This is a genomic window from Shewanella atlantica, from assembly GCF_003966265.1.
GTDB classification, from domain to species: domain Bacteria; phylum Pseudomonadota; class Gammaproteobacteria; order Enterobacterales; family Shewanellaceae; genus Shewanella; species Shewanella atlantica.
Genome location: NZ_RXNV01000001.1, coordinates 76,241 through 100,804 on the forward strand (window position 1 = coordinate 76,241; position 24,564 = coordinate 100,804).

Here is a 24,564-nt window from a genome sequence, read left to right on the forward strand (position 1 = left end):
GCCCTACAGCTTCTTCGACGAACAAAAAACACTTGAATTAGCCAAAAAGTGATTACCTACAGGTGAGATCCGACAAAAATTATATTACCAGTAACAACAAGCACCACCATCTATATATCTTATGACTCACCAACATTATCGACAGACAGCATTATTGATGACGAACTATAAATGACGCTCGAACAAGACCAATACAGATGAATAAACACTAAGCATGGTCTACTTATTCAAAGTTGACATTAAGTTGAATATATAAGAAGTTACACCATAAATTAATGGTTACAAGGATGCATACCAAATGATAAAAACCAGAATCATTCCTTATTTATCCCTTTACCTTACTCTACCGCTTTCTTTTCCAATATTGGCTACCACAGCCCCCTTGGCGACAATCTCAGATTATAAACCGAATTGTATAACACAAACCTTTGCGTCCATTAGGTTAGATGCCAGCAGCACAAACTACGATGCCCTGCAGAAACCAGAGCAGAGCGAAGCCTTTTCAGACGCATTAACGCATCTGCGCCAACTTGCTACTGAGCAGGGAGCAGATACCCTGCTACTTACCAATGTGACTAACCATATACTCAACTTCACTAAGGAAAATACAAGGCCTGGCCCGTCGGATGGGAGAGTGATTAAGGAAACGAGTTTACAAACCCACCTCGAGGCGCAGGCTTTTATCGTCTGTAAGGCCGATAAGACCCTATCGAATATTCGTGCCCCCTTCAGCTCCGATGGCTATAAGGTCAGAACTATTGAGTACAAGTTTACCCTACAAATCCCAAAAACAGAGTCCGCAGCAACACTTGCTCAAGCTATCACTCTACCTTCTGACACTGTCTCCATCGAAGAGGGAGTTTACGGAATAAAACCGGGAATGAGCGCTTCACAAACATCGGAAAGACTGGGGCCTCCCAGCATTGAGATTCAGCTCAAAAACAAAGAGGTTGCCAGGGGATATGGTCGAAGCCTTTGGTTTATATTCAGTGGGGATAGACTCACGCAGATCACCTCCGACTTAAAACTACTCAGTGGCTATGGTCGTAATATGATTGCTTTTAGAGACGGTTTTGACGATACCCCGTGGAAAATATCAGGAGTAGTTGAACATAAAAGTCCTTTCGAAGAGGTCAAACAGGCCCTGGAAACACAAATCACGGCAGAAAAAAATGATGTGTTGCTTATCGAGAAAGATAAGCAACGCCTGAGTCTTCAATTCGAAACTTTTCACCCAAATAGCGCGTCCAACCCCGAGCTGTTATTTACCAATTTCAACCTCGCGTTTATGGAGACACCTAAGACTACCAACCAAGCGTTAGCGCCAGCTGAATTGACTCAACCGCAAAAACAGTGGCTGTATAACCATCTGAATATCGAGCGTAAAAACCGGCCTACCCTAGACGAAGTGATAGCCGCGATCCCTTCGATTAATAAGCTCAATATCTCCAACCATGATGAACAGTGGTGGCTGGCGGGTAACTTTATCCAGTTACATTTTTCTGAACAGCGACTTCAAAAAATCAAGGTCAGTGAATCAATATTTGCAAGACAGAGCGAAGAATCACTGTTAAATACCGTAGAGAAGTTAGGACTGCCTAAAGATAAACAGAGCCTGTTACATGAGTACGGTGACGCCATCGATAATTTCGATAGTGTCGACATTGAGCGTGACACCTTCACACTGCTGGCTACATTCGACTCAGATGAAGAAACAGCTGAAACTTTTGAGTTAGAGATAGACTATTATTGATAAATCAGCCATTTAGTGTGCTGCATGCCTATGGCTGAGACGGAGAGATGTCTAATCAAACTTAATTAATGACACTCACCAGCTTAAAAAGATAACGACGCCAGACAGTATCAGAGTGACCATTGCCGGAACACCATCTTTCCAGGTATCAAAACGCAGATGAAAAAAGATGGCTCCCAGAGATGTCGAAAATAACAATGCAGCCCCCAGTACTCCTGGTGTGCTGCCCTGAAACCAGATGCTTGTCGCCCCAAGCAGCTCGACAACTCCGACCAAGGCCATGATCTGCCGATTTAATCCGTAAGAGTGAAAAAACTCAAGCTGCTTCTCGAAGATCATCTTCTGCCAGCCAAGCAGTTTGATTGAGCCTGCGAAGAGGAAAAAAGCCGAGAGAACACCGATAATCACTGTCACTAAGATATCCATTATTGAGCCTCCTGAATGCGGCCCTGTAGAGCAACAAAGGCTGCCGAACTTGCTTGATGTTCTCCGTTGAGGCAACGCATCGGGGCACAAGCTGTCAGCTCCTTTTGTGTAACTGGTACTGCTATACCCAATCCACTATTGGTGCCTGTGATTAACATATTCATATTGCTCTTTCTACTCTTGATGGGGAAATGTATTGGGGGTTGAAAAAAGCTTAACTTACGCACATTATTATTTAAAATGATTACGCCTAATATGCATTATGAATGAAATTAATTTATTGAAGGTCGATCTCAATCTACTGAAATCTTTACGCGCACTTATCGAAGAGCGTCATGTCGGACGCGCTGCAGAAAAAATGAATGTCACTCAGTCTGCAATGAGCCACACGCTGGCCAGACTCAGAGGAGTATTTGACGATCCGCTTTTTATCAGAAACGCCAAAGGGTTAGAGCCTACAACACGGGCCATTGAACTCTCAGGCAAGCTAAGGTTCATACTCAGCGAGATAGATAACTTACTTGCCCCCAAAACATTTGATTTTTCACAAGTCCACGCCCATTTTCGTGTTCAGACCCACGATTTTATCCTTGCATCTTATCTTTCTAAGGCATTTAAAAAAATCAATAAGGAAGCCCCTAATATTCTAATTGATATAAAAATATTAGATAAAACAGCCTATGAGAAGTTGGATAATGACGAGCTGGAGATGATTATCGGTGCAGGCCTACAGGCCAAGCCCAGGTTTATGCAAAAACGTCTTATGGATGAGAATTTAGTCTGTTTACTCGATAAAGCTAACCCGGTACTGAAAAGCTGGACGACCGAAGCCATTTTTCGTTTCCCTCACATCAAGACCAGCCTACTCGACGAGCTGGACGACCCGGTTAGTCAATATGGAAAAGCAATGGGCTTGCCTAAACGTAAGCTAGGCTTCTTAACCGAGACCCTCAATTTACAACTGCCATTGCTGCCGGGCTCTAATTTAATTGCATTCTTACCCGAGTCTATCGCCAAACAAGGGAGTCAGCTCTATGGCTTGGAAGTAAAGGAGTGTCCATTTACTCTACCTGACCTCACCATTCGCGGAATGTGGCATGAAAGGCATCAAAACGATCCTCTTCATCAATGGGTCCGTGAAAAGATCGATGATGCATTCAACGATTCCACTTCATGAATGCCCTTAATGAAAGCCATTTATTGAATACCTAGGCGCTCGGAAAGTAGAAACCTTTATCTGACGGCAGAACGACAGACGTACCGACGCTCGCCTTGGTAAAGGCGAGCTGAAATGATTTTACCGTCCCTACTCATGCTCAGACTCGATACAGATCAAGTTGCGACCAGCGGCTTTGGCATCATACAGCGCTTTGTCGGCGCGCTGGATAAGGGTATCTAAATTTTCTTCACTTCCCAGGCTCTCATCATCGCTTAGGGATGCGATTCCGGCGCTGAAGGTAATCGCCAACTCTCCCCTACTGGTTGAAATTGGAGTGCTTTCAAGTTGCGAGCGAAACTTATCCATTAAGGCAAAAGACTTCACCTCATTAAGCCCTCTGAATGCGACAATAAACTCCTCGCCGCCAAAGCGGGAAACGGTAAAGTGTTGACCGAATGAACGTTTTAACCGTGCGGCGAACTCCACTAAAACCTCGTCACCCACATCATGACCATAAGTGTCATTCACTTCCTTAAACAGATCGATATCGAGCAGAGCCAGCGTCAAGGCTCCCTTTCTTTGTTTTTTCAGTATGATCAGCTCTTCATACTGATTAAAGAAATAGCGACGGTTGTACACTCCGGTCAGATAATCGAGGTTTGCCTGATCCCAGAGTTTACGGATCATATCCAATGAATCTAAGGTGTTGAGTACACGGCAGTGAAACTCTTCATGCACAAATGGCTTCTGCAGGAAGTCATTTGCCCCATTTTTAATGAAGCGGGCCGACAGACTCTCGTCATCGTCACTGGACAAACCAATAATGGCTAACTCCTCTCGACTGAATTTCTCTCTGACCTTTAAAATAAGACCAAATCCATCCAGGCCCGGCATATTGTAATCCGTGATCAAGAGTTGAATATCCGGCTGTTTTTGTAGGACCTCCCAGGCAGAATTTCCATCATCTGCCTCTACTACCTGATACAGATGCTGTTCGAGTAAGCTTCTGACAAATTTGCGACTTACGACAGAATCATCGGCGACCAACACCTTGACAGCTTGATTACGCTGCAGTCTATCCACCAGCCTCACCACATATTCATAGCTGAAACGGTTTTCTTTTAAAATATAATCGACGATACCCAGCTGTAACAAACGCTTACGTTGCTCAGCATCTAAACTTCCTGTGAGCACTATGCAAGGGATCTGCTTAGAGAGAACTAACTTAACGATCTCGCCTTCCTTTGCATCGGGCAGGTTTAGATCGGTAATCGCTACAAAGTACTCTTTTTGTTCTAACAGTTGTTTAGCACTGGCCAGATCTTCTGCGAAATCCACATCGCAGCCCAGCTCCTGAGCAATAAGATGCTGTAAAATACGGGACACAACTTTACTGTCCTCAACCACTAAAATACGCAATCAATTCTCCTAACTATTACTATGTCCAGATATCAACGAAATTCCTTCACAGGATCTTTGATGCGACAAGGACACTTTCCCTCTTGATGCAAAGAGGATTACTATCAAAACTCTGGCTATCACTCATGCCTATAATGATAGTAAAATTTGGCCATCAGGTAATAACGTAATAATGATTAAATTCCCCTATTTAGGATCCGGTGATAGGACCCGATGACTTACTCAAATTTTTCTACAGCGCTATCTGAATAATATTCCCGACAACGAACTATTAACAATAGAGTGAATATTTGCAATCGACAACATCTGCGGGATTAAGCGCATAGTAACAGCTCGTCACATAGCAGGATCCGCTTTTTCTTTGGTAAATAATGGTTCTATATAGGAAAGTGTCACCATCGACTCATCCTTTTCCTTGGTAAGATCGACCACTACGGTCGCAGAGATCTTATCTTGTATAGCCTGCCTGTTGGCATCCCAATAGATCTGCAAGAAACCCAACAGGCCGGTAGCAAAACCAGCACCATAGCCACCATATCGCCCGAAAGCGTCCCATAGGGAAAGCCCTGTACCATCGAGTTGGATCACCCGAATACGGAATAACTTCTTGCCTAAGGTTTGCCCGTCGAACCAGGCGGTGAACACGGTAAAATAAAATGCTGCCCAGCCAAACCCTAAACCAAGATCATTTAAAATACCTTTAGCCCAGGAGATGAGACTGTACTCTCCGCCGCCATCTTCTTCCTCAAGCTGTTCGAGATGTGACTTCTCCACCTCGGTCTGTTCAGCTGTGCCGACCGATGGGTGGGTTAACGACTCTATAGACCGGGTTTGCTCGGTTGATACTGGCTCCTCGTCTATGAGAGCTTGCTCAGATTCACCCGAATGATTCCCGTTAACTTCACCCTTTTGTTGAGCAGCTTCTTGTTGGACGCCTTGTTCAACACTTGATTCAACATATGGCTCGACTTCTTGTTTGACTTCTTTTTTAATAGTCTGCTCCGGATAGGCTTGGCTGATATCACGCTGCAATTGTGCTTTCTCATCATGGGTTAGCGCCAACTCCTTGATAGCACCGATGAGTATCGCCTTCTGCTCCGCTTCAGCCAGATTGGTCTGTTTAAGTACCTTAATTAATGAACCTAACTCTGTTTGCGCACAAGTGATTTCTTCACACATGCTGAATTGGATGATTTCGGGCAGGTAACCTAGCACCTCGCCAACGGAGGGAGCCGTTATATAACTTTCTGACTCCTGAGTTTCTCCATCAGCTCCGGTAGAAACCAGATTCTCAAACGTCACCCACAGCATCATCACAAACATCGACAGGTACAATCCCCACTTCAACACCTTGCCAATTTCATAGCTTTTTCTCTGTATCAGTAGGGTTAGCCCCACCAGCAGGATAAACACCCAACCCGCCTGCTCAGCCAGGACTGAGATAAGTAATCCATCGACGGCCATAGCCATTCCACGTTTAAGTGGAGAGGCAAGTGGGGTATAGAGAACCTGAGGAGCGATCTCGAATGCGAAGGGAGTCACCATTGTTTTTGGATCTGTCTCTTTGATCGTCTTAGTCATATCAAGCCATTATCTTTTTTTTAATTATTAACAGGTTTATTTACAGACGGAACTACTAACGGTTTTATCCAAAATACTCTATATTCAATTATTAAGCTTTAGGCACATATTTGCGTCAGAATAGTGCTTACAGACAAGAGGTTAACACTTTTGTCACATCCTTAATCCATGGTTTGTTAATAAAAATGAATTCATTAATAACTAAATGGAATAACGAAGAACAAACAATCACTTCTAAAGCCGCTAAAGGCGATTATTATTTACTTACTAAATTGATTGGAGCAAGCAAGCCATGAGCAACATTTTCGAAGATAATTCTTATACCATTGGTAACACCCCTCTTGTTCGTCTAAAGCGCGTTAGTAAAGGTAATGTTTTAGCCAAAGTTGAAGCCAGAAACCCAAGTTTTAGCGTCAAGTGCCGTATCGGTGCCAATATGATTTGGGATGCAGAGAAAAAAGGCCTGCTTACTCCAGACAGAGAGCTAATTGAGCCAACATCCGGTAATACCGGTATCGCCCTGGCTTATGTCGCTGCAGCACGTGGTTACAAGCTAACACTCACCATGCCAAATACCATGAGCCTCGAGCGTCGTAAGCTTCTAAAAGCACTCGGTGCCAACCTGGTACTGACCGAAGGTGCTAAGGGGATGAAAGGCGCTATCGATAAAGCGGAAGAGATCCGTCAATCGGCACCGGAGAAGTATCTGCTTCTACAACAGTTCGATAATCCTGCTAACCCTGAAATCCATGAAAAGACAACAGGACCAGAGATTTGGAACGATACCGACGGTGAAGTAGATGTGGTTGTCGCAGGTGTTGGTACAGGTGGCACGATCACAGGCGTCAGTCGTTACATAAAGAATGCTCAAGGCAAAGCCATCACATCGGTTGCGGTAGAGCCTGCAGACTCGCCGGTAATTCAACAGACATTGTCTGGCCAAGCCCTTCAGCCCGGACCTCACAAAATACAGGGGATCGGTGCAGGATTTATCCCTGGTAACCTGGATCTCGAGATGATTGATCGCGTCGAGGCCGTGACAAATGAAGAGTCTATCGAAATGGCTCAACGCATCATGAAAGAAGAAGGCATTCTGGTTGGTATCTCATCGGGTGCAGCCGTTGTGGCAGCCAACAGAATTGCAGAGTTACCAGAGTTTGAAGGAAAGAATATCGTTGTGATTCTTCCTTCGGCAGCAGAGCGTTATCTCTCTTCAGTACTTTTCCAGGGTGAATTCAGCGACGCTGAGAATATTCAGTAACCCATAGGGTGACTATCTAGTAGCATTATAAAAACCCGAATCAGATTCGGGTTTTTCTTTTTTCGTCTAATTTTTGTAGCTTTAGCTCAAGTCTGCTCAGACTTAAATAGAATGGACAATATTGTGCAACGTCGAAGCCACAACTTGCTCTAATTCAGTATCGTTTGCCTCATCACACTCAATGAGAACGTATTTATATTCCAGGTATTTTATCAAGGCTAATAGTTGATGTGCATCGGCATTGGAGTTCGTCGACCCTAGGAGTTCGAAGAAACGCCCAATCGTAGACAGAAAAGAATCGTCTAAGCGTTTAATGGCATCGGCTAATTGAGTATTTCTCAACGCCTCCTCATGAAAGGCAGCCTCTAATATGCGATTATCACGATGAGAGATCTGCTCACGAATATGCTCACTGATAAACTGGGCTAAATTGCTAACCAGTAATTCACTGTGCTTATCTTCTTTTGCCAACCCATCGATCTCTTTAAGTAACTCAAAACTGCGGCTTTCAAGCCCCTCATTCATCCATAATGTCTTTTCGGCAAAGAATGTTAACGAATCACTGATCAGATCTTTAATATCTTTAAAATAGTATGTTGTCGATGCTAATGGAACATCTGCCTCCTTGGCTACGGCACGATGACGTACACCACGGATCCCCTCCCTCACGATCAACCTTAAGGTTGCTTCAAGTATGACTAATCGTCTGGCTTCTCCATCACTTCGGCTCGTCTGCCGTCCAACATAGGTCAATGGGTGAGTCATAATTAATCCTTTTCGCCGATTGCGTTAACATGTGGCTTCTCCCCCGGTCCACCACAACATCTTTAACAAAATGTAACACTATTATATCCATAAACATGCCTTTTGATTTCATTAGTTTTCGTTTTTTATCCAACAAATGAATAAATCCCGTCTAATCTTATAAATGAAAGCCTAAATAATTAAATGAGTGACATCAATAATCTAAGGTACTGAGCGCAGAAGATGACTGTGGTATGCCGAACAATTATGTGAATATCATTCAAGGAGTGGAATATGGAATCGATAAAAATTTCAGATTACATGAACAGGCGCCCCGTTATTTTTACCGCCAACATGCCGATTGCACAGGCAGTTGAACTATTTTTACAGGCAGGCCAGATTGGCGGTCCCGTTGTAGATGAAAACAAGCATGTGATAGGTTTTATATCTGAGCAGGATTGCCTGATTAAGATGCTGGAAGCCACCTACCTGAATGAAAACCATTATACAGTAAGTGATGTCATGCATGGCGATCCCCTTACCGCACGCCCTGAGGGCTCTGTATTCGATCTTGCCCAAATCATGACCGATGCCAAACCAAAAATCTTCCCGGTTATTGACGACAATGAGCAACTCATAGGCATTATCACCCGCTCAGATGTGCTCAGAGCCATAGATGATCAACTCAAGGCTATGTATAAACAGGGCCACGAACGCTTGGTGTAACCCGTGTAAATTAGGGGAAACTACCGGAATTGCTCTTTGCCACCTAGAGAGGACGAGAAGATCCGCACTGACGCATCTATAAGCAATAAACAGAGCCTCGAGCATCTGGTGTACCCCATGTAAGTTGAGAGAAACTATCCACATAGAACAATCATATTGAAAACTTGCCGGAGGAACTTTCATCACTTTAAAATGAAAGTTCCAGCTTTTCATATATGTAAACCATTGCCCATTCCCCCTTATCGCCAGCCTCTGGAAAGAAGAGCCGTAGGTGAAATAGGCTAAAGGCTCACAAGTTTGAAAAATTACTCCCGTTTCAATGCAAATCTAGCTATTATTTTATTTCATCATGCTATCTTATGCGCGGCTTCCTCATTTGTAGAATTCAATCCGGCTCTTATGACTGGCTTTCCTCTATCGAGATAGTTAGAACCATTAGAAGCCTATGACTATAGACACGGACTCATCACTGAACTTTCATTTTGCAGGGGGTTAGATCTAATCCAGATCTCCTCTACTTATTACCTGGAACGAGCTCAAAATTAATATGTCTTTTTACCAATCCCCGTTAGATGTCACCGCCTTCGATGCAAAGTTTGAAGCACAAAAGATTGCCTTCGCTCCAATCAGCTTTCAAGTTGCCCGCTGCTTACTTAAATTTGGAATACTCGCTCACATCGATGAGGCCGGCGATGAGGGCCGCTCACTTGAGGCTATAGTGGAGAGGAGTCAGCTATCTGAATATGCCTGCAGTGTGCTATTGGATATGGGACTGAGCATGAGACTAATCTGGCAAAATGACACTCATTTCATATTAGATAAGATTGGCCATTTTTTGCTGCAAGATGATATGGCGAAGGTCAACTTAAACTTCGTCCACGATGTCTGCTATCAAGGGCTATTTGAACTTGAGTCTTCATTAAAAGAAGGTAAGCCAAACGGGCTAAAGGTATTCGGTGATTGGGAAACCATCTACCCTACATTAAGTGAGCTACCACAGCAGGTTAAAAAAAGTTGGTTTGAGTTTGACCACTACTATTCAGATCACGCCTTTGGCCAGTTATTACCGCTTATTTTTAAGAGCCAACCTAAACATATTGTCGATGTCGGCGGTAATACAGGTAAGTGGGCATTAGCCTGTACAAGTTACGATCCGGATGTATCTGTAACTATTATGGACCTACCGGGACAACTAAAAGTCGCGCTGAAAAATGCCGAGGAGAAAGGTGTAGGAAACAGAGTTGCGGGATACCGCTGTGACTTGCTAGATGAAGAACAGGCATTCTTCGATTCCGGCGATCTCTATTGGATGAGCCAATTCTTAGACTGCTTCTCTAAAACTCAGATCCTGAGCATCCTCAAACGTACGGCTCAAAGCATGACTGCCAATAGTGAACTGTGCATCCTGGAAACCTACTGGGATCGTCAGCCCTTCGAAGCCGGCGCATTTTGTGTCAATGCAACCTCAATCTATTTTACTGCTATGGCGAATGGAAACAGCCGAATGTATCACTCAAAGGATATGTTAAGCCTTATCTCACAGGCGGGCCTATTTGTAGATGAAGATATCGATGACATAGGTCTGGGCCATACCCTGCTGCGCTGTAAATTAAAACCTTAGCTCTTTCAAGATAGAAGGTTAAATTATATTTACCCAGTGCTTAAATAGAATCAAATTTTATCAACCTCTCTATCCCCTTAACATAAGTGCATAAACTCACTTTAAGGGGAATAGGGATGAAAGCCACTATAACCAAACTCTCAAATCACGTATCTCGTTTACCTACACCTATGGCTGGACTGGCTCTGGCTATCGCCAGTCTCGGCTGGGCATGGGACAGTATGCTGCCCAATATGGATAACCGCGGACAGATGATTGGTGCCGTCCTAGCAAGCGTGTTACTCATGTCTCTGGTGCTAAAATTTGTTATTCACCCAAGGATATTAAAAGATGAACTGTCTCATCCGGTAGTAGGAAGTGTGATCCCAACATTCGCCATGGGACTCATGGTTGTATCTAATGCTTTGGGACAATACTTGCCTGCACAGGGGCGTTATCTATGGCTATTCGCTATCATGATTCATATCCTGTTCTTAGCCATGTTTATCTTCTACCGAGCTATAGATTTCAAGTTGGAACATATGGTACCGAGCTGGTTTGTACCTCCTATCGGTATCATAGTCGCTGCGGTTAGTTTTCCCGGGAGTCAGTATGAATGGGTCGCAAACGCAACACTTAACTTCGGTATGGTCTGTTACCTCATCATGTTGCCTGTCATGTTGTGCAGACTCATCTTTTGTGCACCAATCAGCGATGCTGCCAAACCAACAATTGCTATTATGGCCGCACCTGCAAGTTTATCTTTAGCCGGCTACTTAACCATTAACAGTGATCCATCAATCGTTGTCGTCGCACTGTTACTGAGCATTGCGGTATTGATGACCTGCGTCATCTATCTGGCTTTCTTTCATCTGATGAGGCTCCCTTTTTCACCGGGCTATGCCGCTTTCACATTCCCAATGGTCATAGGTGCAACCGCCTTAATTAAAGCGGCTCATTGGTTAGTTCAAAGCTTCGGAGAGAGTCAATTTACAGATTTAATCGAACAAACCGCAAAGGGAGAGTTACTTATATCAACGGCTGTAGTCTTATATGTTGTATATAGATACTTGTTACATTACAGACCTACGGCGCTAAAAGCTTAACACGCGTATAACGACACATTAAGGAAACAAATTCATAGCATTTTAGTTGGTTAAGTATCCATTGAAATTATAAACGGTCATTTAATCGCTTACATATCAACCAACAAAGAAAATACACTTTTAAATACAACACCCGATCAAGTTCACAAATAACGTGTATTTGTTTCATTGAGGCATTTATTTTAAATTTAATTGTTAATAAGCCTGTTAATAAAACACTATTAATTAACAGCTTTATCTTTTGTAAATCAACGTAAATAATATAAACCTGGTGCAAGAATTGCTCAAGCCAACCAAAACCCCAGCATAAGTCATTGATTAACCTTTTGTTAACCATGACAATTGTTAACTATTTTAACTTAAAATGTTGCAACACTGGTTTCAACCCTCTAACTTTGATGTGTATCCCCTTTATTGCAGATGTTAGTTTTGTGTGCTTATATCTCTCCCTTAGTAATACTTTCCAATAGTTATTAACATGTGTAAAAACTATTACAGTATCTGCTAAATAAAAATAAACAATTGAACATCTAATAATTAAAAACCGATGTAAGTGTCAGGGAGAAAACAAAATGTTGCCGAATTCTAAATTGGCTAAAGCTGTACGTTTTGCACTAATAACTGGGGCAGCTACTGCCGCACTAAGTGCACCAGCAGTATATGCCGCAATTGATGATGAAAAAGTAGAGCGTATTCAAGTTACAGGTTCACGTATTAAACGTACCGATATGGAAGGTTCTTCACCTGTAACAACAATTACTGCTGCAGATATGGAAAAAACGGGTGAAATGTCCGTTGCCGATGTGCTACGTCGCAGCAATTTAAATACATTCGGTTCTTATTCAGAATCATCAGGCAGCTCATGGCAGAGTCAGTCTAATATCTCTCTACGTGGAGCCGGTGCAGACCGAACTCTAGTACTGCTTAACGGTAAGCGTATGCCAGGCTCGCCAACTATGGGTGGCACAGCAGTAAACCTTAACACCATTCCAACCGCAGCTATCGAACGTATCGAAGTACTTTCTGATGGTGCATCTGCAGTCTATGGTTCAGATGCCGTAGCTGGTGTTGTAAACATCATCCTTAAGAAAGATTTTGAAGGACTAGAAGTATCTGGTACCGCTAGTAGCCCTGAGCAAGATGGTGGTGAAGAATGGAAAACTCACGTCATTGGTGGAACAAGCAGCGACAAGGGTAGCCTAACTTTCTCATTCGAGCACCAGAATCGTGAAATTATCTACCAGAGAGATCGCTGGTTCTCAAGTTCAACCAATATCATGGCAGATAAGTACTCCGATACAACAGGTGTATCAGCTTACGCGCGTAACTTCCTTGACATGACTACTTATGCATTTGACCCAATGGCCGCTTGTGATAATGACAAGATGGTTGGTGGTGGTCACGTGTACGACTACGGTGACGGCGATTACATCTGTGGTTATGACTACACCTCAGAAGCGGCTGACCACGCAGCAAGAAAATATACTGCCGGTTATGTTACTGCCGAGTATGAAATTTCTGATGAAATCATGTTTGAAGGTCAAGGTTTATTCTCTCGTAACGAGACATTTGGTCGTTATGCACCAGCCGCAGGTTGGTTTAATGTAGATGCTGGCCAGGTTGATATTCAAAATTACGTTGACGGTGTTAACACAGGTACTAGCAAGAATGAAAATGCTGGCCGTGTATACTACCGCTTTACTGACGTCGGTACCCGCGACTCAAAAACTGTTGATTACAGCACAGACATCCAGGTTGGATTAGTCGGTGAGCACGATGATTTTGGCTGGGATTTCACCTACCACTATAACCTTGCTGAAAACAGTAACTTCGGTAAAGGTTACATCCACCGCCCAACCGTTGAGGCCCTTGTTAAGAGTGGAGAGTTCAACTTCGGTCCAGAAGGTAATAATGCTGACGTAGTGGCAGCTATCAGCCATGACACGCTAAAGCAAGACACAATGGAATTCCAAAGTGTAAATGCTGGTGTTAACTTTGAAGCCATCGATCTTCCTGCTGGTCTTGTAGGCTGGTACTTTGGTACTGAGTTTAGCCAGTACAAGTATGAAGCTAACGTAGATGCTGAATCTGCTGCTGGTGAAGTTATCGGTTCATCTGGTAACGGTTCATCTGGTGACCGTGATGTATTTGCGGTATTCGGTGAAAGTATTATCCCAGTAACAGAAGATTTAGAGTTAAACCTTGCTTTCCGTTTCGATGATTATTCAGATTTCGGCTCAGCAACGACTCCAAAAGTTGCTCTGCGTTATCAGTTAATTGAAGATCTTGTTCTACGTGCATCTTGGGGTCAGGGTTTCCGTGCTCCATCACTGTCTAACTTGTATGCCGCAGACTCATTCAGTGCCGATACAGCAACTGATTATCACTACTGTGAGCAGCAAGGAACACCTGTTGCAGAATGTTCGGCTAAACAGTATGACGTTACTCGTACTGCAAACTCTGAGCTACAGCCTGAAACTTCAGACTTCTATAACTTAGGTGCCATCTGGAATATTACAGATAACTTCAGTTCAAAAGTTGAGTACTACAACCTAAGCATCGATGATGTGATCACATTCGTCTCACTTTCATCTCTACTGAAAGAAGAGCAGAGTGTTGGCTACGGCAACTTAGCCTTGGGTGAAATCAAACGTGCGGGCGATAATCCAAACGGAAAACTACTGTCGGCCACTACGCCACAAGTTAACGGTAATGGTTTCGATACTTCGGGTATTGATTTCAACCTAACATACACAGGGCTAGAGACTGCCGCTGGTGACTTTGGTTCTACTTTCGACCTTACTTACGTTATCTCATACGATGATGAAGAGTACTTCGATGGCCCGGTAAACAATCAAGTTGGCCGTAATGGTATGCCTGAGTATCGTTTCACTTGGGTAATTGACTGGTCATATGGTGATCACTCTGCTTCATTGCTGACTCAATACATCGATGGTCAAGCTGAAAAAACAGATCCAAATACTTATGAGCTGATTGGTAGCCTTCCGTCACAAACTACATTTGACGCAAGCTACACTTACATGGCTTCTTGGAATGGTAAGTTTACCTTCGGTGTTCGTAACATCACTAACGAAGATCCAGTATTAGACTCTGACTTAGAGTATGATTCTTCACTTTATAATCTATATGGACGTACTTACACAGCGTCTTACACACAAAGATTCTAAACTGATATAAATAGCAAAAGCCCAGGATTTCCTGGGCTTTTTTTTGCCTGTTGCATTTCGTTCTGAGATACGTTGTCCATAAAAACCAAACGACAGTGACAATATATAAACTCAGTAACTAGCTCTTATATTATCTATGTTAAAGAGAGTAAAAAGCGAATTGACAGGAATGTTCCAATCTCAAATCCGCAGTTGTTACTGTACCCAAATAGCACTTTCCTCTTCCCTTAATAACTACCGCTTTCAAAAGAAATCTCACCTATTTTTATAAACAAAAGTCTGTACAGTTCAGCAGTTATAGCCCTATACGACTCTTCACAGAGGAAAACAGGCTTTCGCTCCGATGCGTTCTTGTAATAAAAAACGGCATCGTAAGATACCGTTTTTTTATTCAAAAATATTAGGCTTAAACCCACATCCTCAACGCACTATCTATACCAATCGGAATTGACTAAACCCGATATAATGTGCCGCCACAAGCACCACACCAGAAACAACAAACAGGGCTAACATCACCCTCTGTCGCCTTCGAACTTAAAACTTAAAACTTAAAACTTAAAACTTAAAACTTAAAACTTAAAACTTAAAACTAACTAAAACCCATGAAGTGCGCCGTCACAACCACCACACTGGATACGACAAACAGCGCTAACATGAAGCGCCAGATAAACTTAAGCCAATCCCCCCAATCGACCCTGCAGACACCTAAGGTGGCCATGAGTGACGCCGATGTCGGCACCAACACATTGGTGAAACCATCCCCCAATTGAAATGCCAACACGGCGACCTGTCTTGTCACGCCGACGATATCGGCAAGAGGCGCCATCAAGGGCATGGTCAAAGCCGCCTGGCCCGAGCCCGAGGTCACGAAGAAGTTGAACACAGCCTGAAACAGCAACATAAACCAGGCTGACAGAGCATCTGGCAGGTGACCGATAACATTACCGGCACTGTTTAAAATGGTATTAAGCACACTATTTTCACTCGGGCCGCCGCCTCCGAGCAGGATCAATATTCCCGAAGCACAGCCGACTAAAACGGCCGGTTCAAGCATAGTCGCGGCGCCCTGTTTGAAGCTGACCGCCACCTGATTAACCGTCAAACCATTGAGTTTAAACAAGACACCTATTACGCCGATCACAATACCCATGGTAAAAAACTGACTGGCAATTTCAGGAATAAACCAAGCTTGGGCTACAACGCCCCAGATAACCCAAACAACGGTAGCAACTATGGTGAATAGCACCAAAAAGTCACCCAGGTTAAAACGACTATCTAAACTGGCTTTACTCTGGTTTTCGCGAAAAAAAGCATCGCTGTGATAACTGTATGAACGCTCGGGTGTCAGTCTGATTTTATTGGCATAACGCATGGTAAAAATCAGCCCCATCAGGGTAAACCCAGCCCACATAATGACTCTCATTCCAGAACCGGAAAGTACCGGCACACCGGCGATCCCCTGAGCAATTGCGACACTGAAGGGGTTCATCCAGGAGCTGGCAAATCCTATCTGAGTGGCGACATAGGTCACCATCACAGTCGTGATACCGTCGTATCCCAGCCGTATCATCAGCGGGCAGATGATGATGGCGAATGCGATAGCCTCCTCTCCCATGCCGAATACGGCACCACCGAGAGAGAAGAGAATAAAGATTGCCGGAATAAACAGCATCTCATTGCCGCGTGTTTTATCGATAAGCCTCAGGATGCCGTTATCTATGGTACCTGTTGCCATCACGACCCCAAAGGAGCCGCCTATCACTAACATAAACATGATAACGCCGATGGCGCTGCCCCACTTGGAACCGGACACTAACCCTTCGAAGGCAAAGTTAAAGAAACCCGTCCCTCCTCCGCCTTCAAAAAGAGCAACTGGTGCCAGCTTAGGCTCGCCAGCTTCATTTAAGGCGTATGAAAAAGAGGTAGGATCGATAACACTGCGGCTTTTCTCTACGCCATCGGCGATATAGCTGACATCCTGGGTTTGAAACGATCCGGTCGGAACAACATAGGTGAGCAGTGCGGCAGCCAGTGCCACAAAAAAGATGATAACCAGTGTATCCGGCATCTGCCATCGAGCAGCGTCGGTTAGCGTGTTATCGTGAGAAGATGTTGAAGCAGATGTGTCCATGGTGGGCCCATTGTTATTATTATCTGGTCGCAAATATAAACTAATTTGCTGTGGGTTCACAGCCTAAAGCAAGCAATTAGCCAGACCTGTCGACCGCCGATGAGCTCCAGCATAGAGATACTGAATATAGAGGATACAAGATCCCCGAATACCTATGTACAGGGGGATGGAATGAAAGAGTATTAAGCCGATTGGTATTAGTTTACGGTTTGCACAAATAGCTTACGGCGGATTAGCACTGATAATCTATGTGACAACAGCATAATCACGAGGGATACCAACAGGGCCGGGACAATGGGGTGAACACCCCAGATAAACAGAGGATTAAACTGAAAGGCTAAGTAACTGATTAAACCGGAAACCATAGACATGAGTGCACTATGACCTTCTAACTCCTTGAAGAAAACGCCGGCAATAATAGGCCAGAGAAAAACCGCCTGCAGCGCACCGAACGCAGCCAGATTGATCCAGACTATCATCTGTGGGGGCTTGATTGCCCAGTAGGTGGCAATAGCCGTAATAATCAACATCGCAACGCGCGTTAGCAAAACTTGTTTAGCAGGCGGCATTTCAGGACGTATCCTGACGATTCCATCCCTCACAATACTCACAGCAGACTGGAGTAACATCGAATCGACAGAAGACATGACTGCGGCGATGGGTGCGGCCAATAGCACACTCGCCCAAAACGGATGCATTAAACCAGAAATTAATGTTGGCATGATCTCATCGGGCACGGTTAAATCGGGATAAAGCGCTCTACCCAACACGCCGCACACATGAGGAATGAATGTCATCAAAAAACAGATTATCGTCCCCCACACCATCCCTCTCTTTAGTGAAGCTTTATCTTTTACCGCCAACAAACGCACCAGCGTATGGGGTAAGCCCATGGTACCAAAACAGATAAGCACCCAAAATGACAACATCATGGGCCATCCCAGATAATCATTTTCCCCGTGAGGGCTCAGCATATCAGGAGACTGTTTACTTACCTCGCCCATCAACTCAGGTAAAGAGCCCTGGCTCAATACAACCGTCAACAACACGATTAAACCAAGTAACATGATCATTCCCTGAAGCGCATCAGTGATGACCACTGCCCTGAAGCCTCCCGTCAAGGTATAAGCCAGCACAGTGATAACAAATAATCCCAAGCCCAGCTCATAGCTGATACCACTAACCCCGGAGAACATTCTGGCTCCGCCGATAAATTGCACCGAGATCATAGCCACGAAACCTACAACCAGGCTAATTATGGCCAGCCAACTTAACCAGCGATTCTTATAACGATCATCGAGCCATTCAATTAACGTCGAATGCTGTTTCTTCCGCTGACTTAAAAACTTGGGCCCAAGCACGCCTAGGGTCAGAATCGCAACCGGAACCTGAATAAGGGCTAACCACACCCAGCCTAACCCCATTTTATAGGCGGCTCCCGGGCCTCCGATAAATGAGCTGGCACTGGTATAAGTGGCGACTAAAGTGAGTGCTAACATCGGGCCGTTGAGAAACTGCCCCCCGATAAAGAACCGTTTCGCCCTGTCCTGATACAGAGCGCCAGAGGTTTTAGCACCCGCTGCGCTCCACCAACGAGTCACGATGAGGCTCGAGATCAGATAGATAAATACCGGCAATAGGTTAATCATCAATTTTGCCTACGAGGTTGATGAGCAAAATGATCAGCGTCAATGGCGCACCGATGCAAGACAGCCAGAACCAAAGAGGCACGCCATACCAGATTGCATTGGCATCAAATACCAGCGGACCTGCACACCATAAAATGAAATAGAAAAAGGTTAAGATTAACGCAGCTTTGGAAAGTGAAAACATAATGAAAACAGGAAATAATACAGATTGACGATTCTAGTCAAAACAGGATATTCAGGCCAGTCCTAATCACCATAATTGAGAGGGGTCTCCTTATGAGATTCAGACATGAGAAGGGGCATCGAAAGAGTGTACGATAATTAGCACAATTTACCTGCCCGACAATTTTTTTGCTCAACTTATACTAATCGATATGAATCCATAACAGTGATGTGCTCTTTACATCTGACTTTTCAGTGAGCACTCATTATCAAAAAGGCGAATACCTCTTCGCGGAGTTATTTAGAAATTGTTTAAACTTAGTTTTTATTGATAAGCTGAGGAAAAATTAAGATAAATTTAATATTTAACCTCACCAAGCCACGTACAAGTCTAAAAAGAGTGAACCCTCTCTAACTTCTGTAACCGCGCCACCAAGTTTGCTTGTGAAGCCATGAAACAGGCTCTAGAATCAAGACTCAACAATATCAATTTTATTGATAGTTTCATTTTATAAAAATTTCATATAGGAAAGCCAACTCAGCAGATGAAGTATTCACTCAAGCAAATCAGCGTTTTTGATGCCGTAGCCAGCTTAGAGAGCGTTAGTGCCGCCGCCAGAAAACTATCAATGACACAGTCTGCCGTGAGTATGTCGCTGGGGCAGCTGGAAAATTTGCTCGGTCGACCACTTTTTATCCGTCAGGGAAATAGACTGACATTGAGTCACTGGGGAAACTGGCTGCGCCCTAAGGCAAGGCGCTTGCTTCAAGATGCACAACAAATCGAATTAGGCCTTCATGAACAACACCTTATAAGCGGCAGATTCCGATTATGTTCGAGCCAGACAGCGGCAGAGCACCTTTTGCCGGAGCTTATCAGTAGAATTGATACGGATTTCCCAGAACTTCGAATCGATTTAACGGTAGAAAATACCGAAAATGTCGTCGAAGGCCTGTTAAATTATGAGTTCGACCTGGGGATCATCGAAGGCCGTAATGACGACAGCCGGCTGCATCAGGAGCAGTGGATAGACGATCATCTCGTTGTTATCGCGTCACCCCACCATCCTTATGCCAAATATGAAAGCACGAGTCTGTCTCAACTTGAACAGGCAAAGTGGGTATTACGTGAACAAGGTGCCGGAACACGGCGAATTTTTGAGGGTGCCATTCATGGTGTCATCGAAAAGCTCAATGTATGGAAGGAGTATGAGCATGTGCCGTTATTAAAGGCGCTGGTGAAAAACGGATTATACCTGAGCAGCCTCCCATTCCTGGATGTAGAGAAAGATGTGGCTAACGGCGACTTAGTTATCCTAGCTACTCCTCAATTAAATATGCAGCGTCACCTCTCTTTTGTCTGGCGCAATGACTCCGGCGAAAATCCGCTACGTGACTGCCTTATCACCGAGGCACGCCGTTTGAGTCGAAGCCGACAGATTAGAAATCAGGGGTAAAGCACTCAGTGATCTATGCCCACACGCATCTTATATCTTGAGATAGCTGTTGAGCTAGCTGTTGAAATGAAAGTGGTGCCAGATTTAGTGAATAACGAACTGGTGATGCTATCGACCGATTAGAAGTCAAAGCAAAAAAAAAGGGCTGCCTATCGATTAGGCAGCCCTTCGTTCCAGAGAAAATCAGTTACTTCAGTTACATCTTATATCAGTTCATTACATCTTATAGATGTCGCACACCTTCTGTGCAATCGCTTCACGTGTAATAACGCCGCAAAGCACTCCTTTGTCTACTACCGGAAATACACTGGGCTTACTGGCGGAGGCAAAGCGCAGGCGCTCTTCATAACTCTTATAGGTATTACCCGTTAAGATCCCACTGTCGTTAACAGGGAAAAGTTTACTGCGGTCGACCACCATCAACTCAATCAATTCAGATACCGAATCCTGAGGCGATACCGTTAACACTTCCGTTTGCATCAGGTCACTCACCTTATCGGACACCCCTCTGGCAAACTCTTCAGACCATAGGCGACGAAGTAGGTCCTGCTGCGATACGAAACCAAGCAGGCGCTGCTTATCATCTAATACCGCTGCATTGCGACTCTTTTCATCAGTAAGTTGCTTTAAACCAGCATAAACGGATAACTCAGGTGAGATTGTCATTGGTTTAGGATCCATCAGGTCTTGCACACGTAGTTTTTGAATTGTTTTAGGCATTTTTGGTTGTTCTCCAGAACTAGAAACGGAATATAGATGTGTAGGGCTATTAAGTTGCGTAAGGCATTTAGCAAGAGGTTGTTGCTCAGGTTTAGCAGCATGCTCAATTAACCAATAACCTAAACCGACAAACGCCCCTCCGCCGACAATGTTCCCTAAAGTCACGGGAATAAGGTTATTAAAAATAAAGTGTTTGATTGTTAAATCAGAATACTGTCCAGCCGTGACTCCCAATGAAGCGAAGAACTCAGGGGATGCTAAATGTTGAATCGAGATCCCGAGCGGCACCATGAACAGGTTGGCAATACTATGTTCGAATCCACTGCTGACAAACATGGCTACGGGTAGCATGAGAAGTATGGCTTTCGTCAGGGCGTCACGGCTGGCAAATGTCATCCAAACCCCGAGACAAACCAACATGTTACAAAGCACTCCCAGCACAAAAGCCTGTAACCAGCCGTGATGTAATTTATGTTGTGCTATGTTCAATGCATTTAGGCCCCAACGGCCTCCATCGAGTTCATACATGCGAGCCGACATAATGAGTGCAAGCATCAACAAGGCGCCCAGGAGGTTCCCCAGATAGACTCTCAGCCAACATTTAAGCAACTCGCTGGTAGACACTTGCTTCTGCGCCCAGGCCACACTACTCAATACGGTGCTGGTAAACAGCTCTCCACCACAGATCACCACAAGCATTAAGCCCAGACTAAACGCCAAGCCGCCAACCAATCTGACCATTCCCCAAGGACTTGTGCTGCTGCCCGTAGTCACTGTGATATAAAAAACAAAGGCTAAAGCGATGAAAGCACCAGCAAAGGCTGCAAGTCCAAACGACTGCCACACCGCCTTGACGACTTTTGACTGACCGTAGGTCTCTGCCTGTTGGTAGAGAGATAGCATTGGCTTCTTGTTCTCAACACCATTGGCTGTAACAAGGGGGATCGCGCTTACTTTTTGTTGAGACGTCATTTACACACCTGCCCGTGTAAATATTAGTGAGTAGTACTTCCTAACTGGCATAGATCTCTCCTGTTAAATCATTAACCTGCTGTGTAGGGCTAAAACGTTAACGTGAACAGAGAATGAATAAAATTTGATTATTATGATAAGCAGCATCAGTTAAATTGATGATTGAGATTAAATGTTTCAACTTGTTAAAGCTTCACTCTCTGAAGCAAAGACCTTAAGGTAATGATTATTAACCAGTTTATATAGCGCCATTCAATCGCAACTCAACCGCTCTTTTTTTAAGCAGGCCAAACTAACGACGAGCCTGCAAGCCCAGAACTCATCTGAAACAAGCTCAATTGATGGGTTATAAGTTGTTTTGATGGAAAAAGTAGGTGTGCAGTAAATCGTTGAAATATTGAAAATTTAATGACATATCCAGCCGGAAGAGCTAAAGAGTTTTGAGTAAGATCACAACTTACACCCGCTTTTCATAGCCCAACATCACACTTCAGGTACGCATAGTGATCAAGCACAGGGAAACACACCAAAAACCATAGACTTCACAAACTTCAGCCCTGTGTGAACCTGCAATAAGCAATATGCATGCCTAAGCGATGATTATTTAGCGATCACTATATAAGTTGTTAAGTGGGTCCCAATTAGCCTAATCGACTGATTCAAGATTATTGATACTTAATGATGCCCCCGAACAGGTGTGTTAATATCTATGAGGTAAATTGGTCTTACCAATTTAACAGGTTTGTAAGGGACTATAACTGTATGGAAGATAAATTCGAGGGGCATTCGTGTTTATCTCACATTGCAGATGAGTAAACTATGTCGATAAGTCAACTACACTTAATCCGACTGCTTAAGTTCACTCTCAAGGATCACTCAAAGTTGTCATCACATCAGATGAATCACTATGTTCTTCTCGGAGAATGAGAAACTATGTCAGAAACAGTGAAAAACGAAGAAACAGAAGCCTCAAATCAGACCTATAAAGAGCTTCATCGCCCAGCTTCAGAGTTTGAAACTCGTGAAGAGTATCTGGACCACGAACTAAAGATCATGAAACCCAAACGCTGGGGATTAAACCTTCCGGGACGAGATTTCCGTTTTGAATGGGAAGATCTGGTACCAGCTATAGCCGGTACAATCGGCATTACCGTGATGTATTCGGCTGTAATGGCTGCCTGGGCCGCCGGCCTCACGGAAAAATGGGACCACATCAATCTGGGCGCTGAATTTGCGATTCAAGTTGTACGAGTCGAAATGCTGATCCCTGCATTACTGTTCTGTATCATCAGTTCGGGATTTATCAACCCCAGAGCTAACTTAGCCGGTAACCACGGTCCGATGATCCCACTTATCGGTGCCATCGCACTAGCCGGAGCTCATCCGCTGGCTTTAGCCATTTTACTGGGTATCTTTGGACTCCTGCTCAGTTACGTTAAAGGTGGCTCACGACTGGTGAACCTGACCAGTAGTGGGGTAGCAGGCGGTTTGCTGGTCTTCCTGGGCTTTATGGGCGCCAAGAGCCAGATAACTTCTCTATTCGACTGGGCCGGGAGCTTGCAATCTAAACATGCACTCGATTACAGCCTGGGTTATGTAGCATTCTTTATTTTACTCGTTAACGTCATTCTTTATGCTTATCTTGCAAAAGTAGGTAAACGTTGGTTGGCCATTCCTTTATGTTCGATTGCCGCTATTGCGCTAGCATTCGGTCTGGGGGCTGGACTGGATCTACAATTTGTGACCGAGCCTGGTATCCCTAACCTTAACCCGGTTTACTGGTGGGGTTCGACCGAACAAGGCTGGCAACTAGGTTTGCCTAATATGGCTCACTTTATTGCATCACTGCCATTTGCCATTCTGGCCGTGGCCATGTGGTCTCCGGATTTCCTTGGACATCGAATTTTCCAGGAGCTTAACTACCCTAAAGGCACTGACAAAGTACTCATGGACGTCGATGACACAATGACAACCTGTTCACTGCGTCAAATTGTAGGTACAGCTGTAGGTGGCGGTAACATCACCTCTTCATGGGGTACTTACATGATCCCGGCAGCTATCGCTAAGCGTCCAATTCCTGCTGGCGCCATCTTACTCGGTTTACTGTGTATTATCGTTGCTGTAGTAGGCTACCCAATGGATGTCACTGTATGGCGTCCGGTTATGTCTATCGCCCTTCTGGTTGGTGTTTTCCTGCCACTTCTTGAAGCAGGCATGCAGATGGTTAAAGACACTCAAAACAGCCAGGCGGCTGGTATCTGTATCTTTGCCGCATTTGTTGCTAACCCGGTACTGGCTTGGGCATTGACCATGTTATTGGATAATAACGGTCTAATCGGTGACAAAGAGAGAGCCAAAACCCTCTCATTAACCGACCGCTTAATCATCCCCGGCCTTGCCTTCACTATCTGTCTTATTGCAATGCTTGCGGTAGGTATGATTAAAGGAATACCTGCTTTCCTATAACACTTTTGGAAAAGCTTCGGGCGATGATGAATTCCTTCATCATC

General features: G+C 44.3%; 18 protein-coding genes. 10 read left to right on the forward strand and 8 right to left on the reverse strand.

Annotated features, from left to right (window positions below; genetic code table 11):
* Positions 1-298: 298 nt before the first annotated feature.
* Positions 299-1,753, forward strand: a complete 1,455-nt coding sequence (locus EKG39_RS00315; protein ID WP_126503143.1) for a hypothetical protein — start codon at positions 299-301, stop codon at positions 1,751-1,753.
* 75 nt (positions 1,754-1,828) lie between these two features.
* On the opposite strand, the gene EKG39_RS00320 is transcribed toward EKG39_RS00315, so the two are convergent.
* Entirely contained in the window at positions 1,829-2,179 is a 351-nt protein-coding gene (locus EKG39_RS00320) for a DoxX family protein (RefSeq protein ID WP_126503145.1), read from the reverse strand.
* Positions 2,179-2,343, reverse strand: coding sequence for a hypothetical protein (locus tag EKG39_RS23295; protein WP_185817496.1), 165 nt, complete (start codon positions 2,341-2,343; stop codon positions 2,179-2,181). The genes EKG39_RS00320 and EKG39_RS23295 overlap by 1 nt, the downstream gene beginning before the upstream one ends.
* Positions 2,344-2,441: 98 nt before the next feature.
* Here EKG39_RS23295 and EKG39_RS00325 point away from each other — a divergent pair, with 98 nt between their 5' ends.
* Positions 2,442-3,356, forward strand: a complete 915-nt coding sequence (locus EKG39_RS00325; RefSeq protein ID WP_126503147.1) for a LysR family transcriptional regulator — start codon at positions 2,442-2,444, stop codon at positions 3,354-3,356.
* 129 nt (positions 3,357-3,485) lie between these two features.
* Here the strand turns inward: EKG39_RS00325 and EKG39_RS00330 are convergent, their stop codons facing one another.
* Together EKG39_RS00330 and EKG39_RS00335 are read right to left on the reverse strand one after the other, a co-directional pair.
* Positions 3,486-4,757 (reverse strand): response regulator, encoded by a 1,272-nt coding sequence (locus EKG39_RS00330; protein WP_126503148.1) that lies wholly within the window; start codon positions 4,755-4,757, stop codon positions 3,486-3,488.
* Positions 4,758-5,093: 336 nt separating this feature from the next.
* On the reverse strand, positions 5,094-6,338 hold the full coding sequence (locus tag EKG39_RS00335) for an RDD family protein (RefSeq protein ID WP_126503150.1): 1,245 nt from the start codon (positions 6,336-6,338) through the stop codon (positions 5,094-5,096).
* A 292-nt stretch (positions 6,339-6,630) separates the two neighbouring features.
* Here EKG39_RS00335 and cysK point away from each other — a divergent pair, with 292 nt between their 5' ends.
* Complete coding sequence (gene cysK / locus EKG39_RS00340; RefSeq protein WP_126503152.1) at positions 6,631-7,599, forward strand: cysteine synthase A; 969 nt, start codon at positions 6,631-6,633, stop codon at positions 7,597-7,599.
* A gap of 102 nt (positions 7,600-7,701) precedes the next feature.
* Here cysK and EKG39_RS00345 read toward each other — a convergent pair whose 3' ends face one another.
* Positions 7,702-8,364, reverse strand: coding sequence for a TetR/AcrR family transcriptional regulator (locus EKG39_RS00345; protein ID WP_126503154.1), 663 nt, complete (start codon positions 8,362-8,364; stop codon positions 7,702-7,704).
* Between the two features lie 273 nt (positions 8,365-8,637).
* Between EKG39_RS00345 and EKG39_RS00350 the strand changes: the two genes are divergently transcribed.
* The 4 genes from EKG39_RS00350 to EKG39_RS00365 all read left to right on the forward strand — a co-directional run bounded on the left by EKG39_RS00350 (position 8,638) and on the right by EKG39_RS00365 (position 14,963).
* A complete protein-coding gene (locus EKG39_RS00350) occupies positions 8,638-9,069 on the forward strand; it encodes a CBS domain-containing protein (protein ID WP_126503156.1) in 432 nt (143 codons plus the stop codon).
* Positions 9,070-9,616: 547 nt separating this feature from the next.
* Entirely contained in the window at positions 9,617-10,690 is a 1,074-nt protein-coding gene (locus EKG39_RS00355; RefSeq protein ID WP_126503158.1) for a methyltransferase, read from the forward strand.
* A gap of 116 nt (positions 10,691-10,806) precedes the next feature.
* Positions 10,807-11,775, forward strand: a complete 969-nt coding sequence (locus tag EKG39_RS00360) for a TDT family transporter (RefSeq protein WP_126503159.1) — start codon at positions 10,807-10,809, stop codon at positions 11,773-11,775.
* A gap of 572 nt (positions 11,776-12,347) precedes the next feature.
* Positions 12,348-14,963 (forward strand): TonB-dependent receptor, encoded by a 2,616-nt coding sequence (locus EKG39_RS00365; protein WP_126503161.1) that lies wholly within the window; start codon positions 12,348-12,350, stop codon positions 14,961-14,963.
* Between the two features lie 589 nt (positions 14,964-15,552).
* On the opposite strand, the gene yfcC is transcribed toward EKG39_RS00365, so the two are convergent.
* On the reverse strand, positions 15,553-17,094 hold the full coding sequence (gene yfcC, locus EKG39_RS00370) for a putative basic amino acid antiporter YfcC (RefSeq protein ID WP_126503163.1): 1,542 nt from the start codon (positions 17,092-17,094) through the stop codon (positions 15,553-15,555).
* 197 nt (positions 17,095-17,291) lie between these two features.
* The gene (panF, locus tag EKG39_RS00375) at positions 17,292-18,743 is read right to left on the reverse strand and encodes a sodium/pantothenate symporter (RefSeq protein ID WP_126503164.1); all 1,452 of its coding nucleotides are present in this window, start codon (positions 18,741-18,743) and stop codon (positions 17,292-17,294) included.
* 20 nt (positions 18,744-18,763) lie between these two features.
* Between panF and EKG39_RS23815 the strand changes: the two genes are divergently transcribed.
* A complete protein-coding gene (locus EKG39_RS23815; protein ID WP_342775492.1) occupies positions 18,764-18,886 on the forward strand; it encodes a hypothetical protein in 123 nt (40 codons plus the stop codon).
* Between the two features lie 564 nt (positions 18,887-19,450).
* Positions 19,451-20,362, forward strand: a complete 912-nt coding sequence (locus EKG39_RS00385; protein ID WP_126503168.1) for a LysR family transcriptional regulator — start codon at positions 19,451-19,453, stop codon at positions 20,360-20,362.
* A gap of 216 nt (positions 20,363-20,578) precedes the next feature.
* Here EKG39_RS00385 and focA read toward each other — a convergent pair whose 3' ends face one another.
* Positions 20,579-22,054, reverse strand: a complete 1,476-nt coding sequence (gene focA / locus EKG39_RS00390) for a formate transporter FocA (RefSeq protein WP_126503170.1) — start codon at positions 22,052-22,054, stop codon at positions 20,579-20,581.
* A gap of 933 nt (positions 22,055-22,987) precedes the next feature.
* On the opposite strand from focA, the gene EKG39_RS00395 reads away from it, so the two are divergent.
* Entirely contained in the window at positions 22,988-24,520 is a 1,533-nt protein-coding gene (locus tag EKG39_RS00395; RefSeq protein ID WP_126503172.1) for a DUF3360 family protein, read from the forward strand.
* Positions 24,521-24,564: the final 44 nt, after the last annotated feature.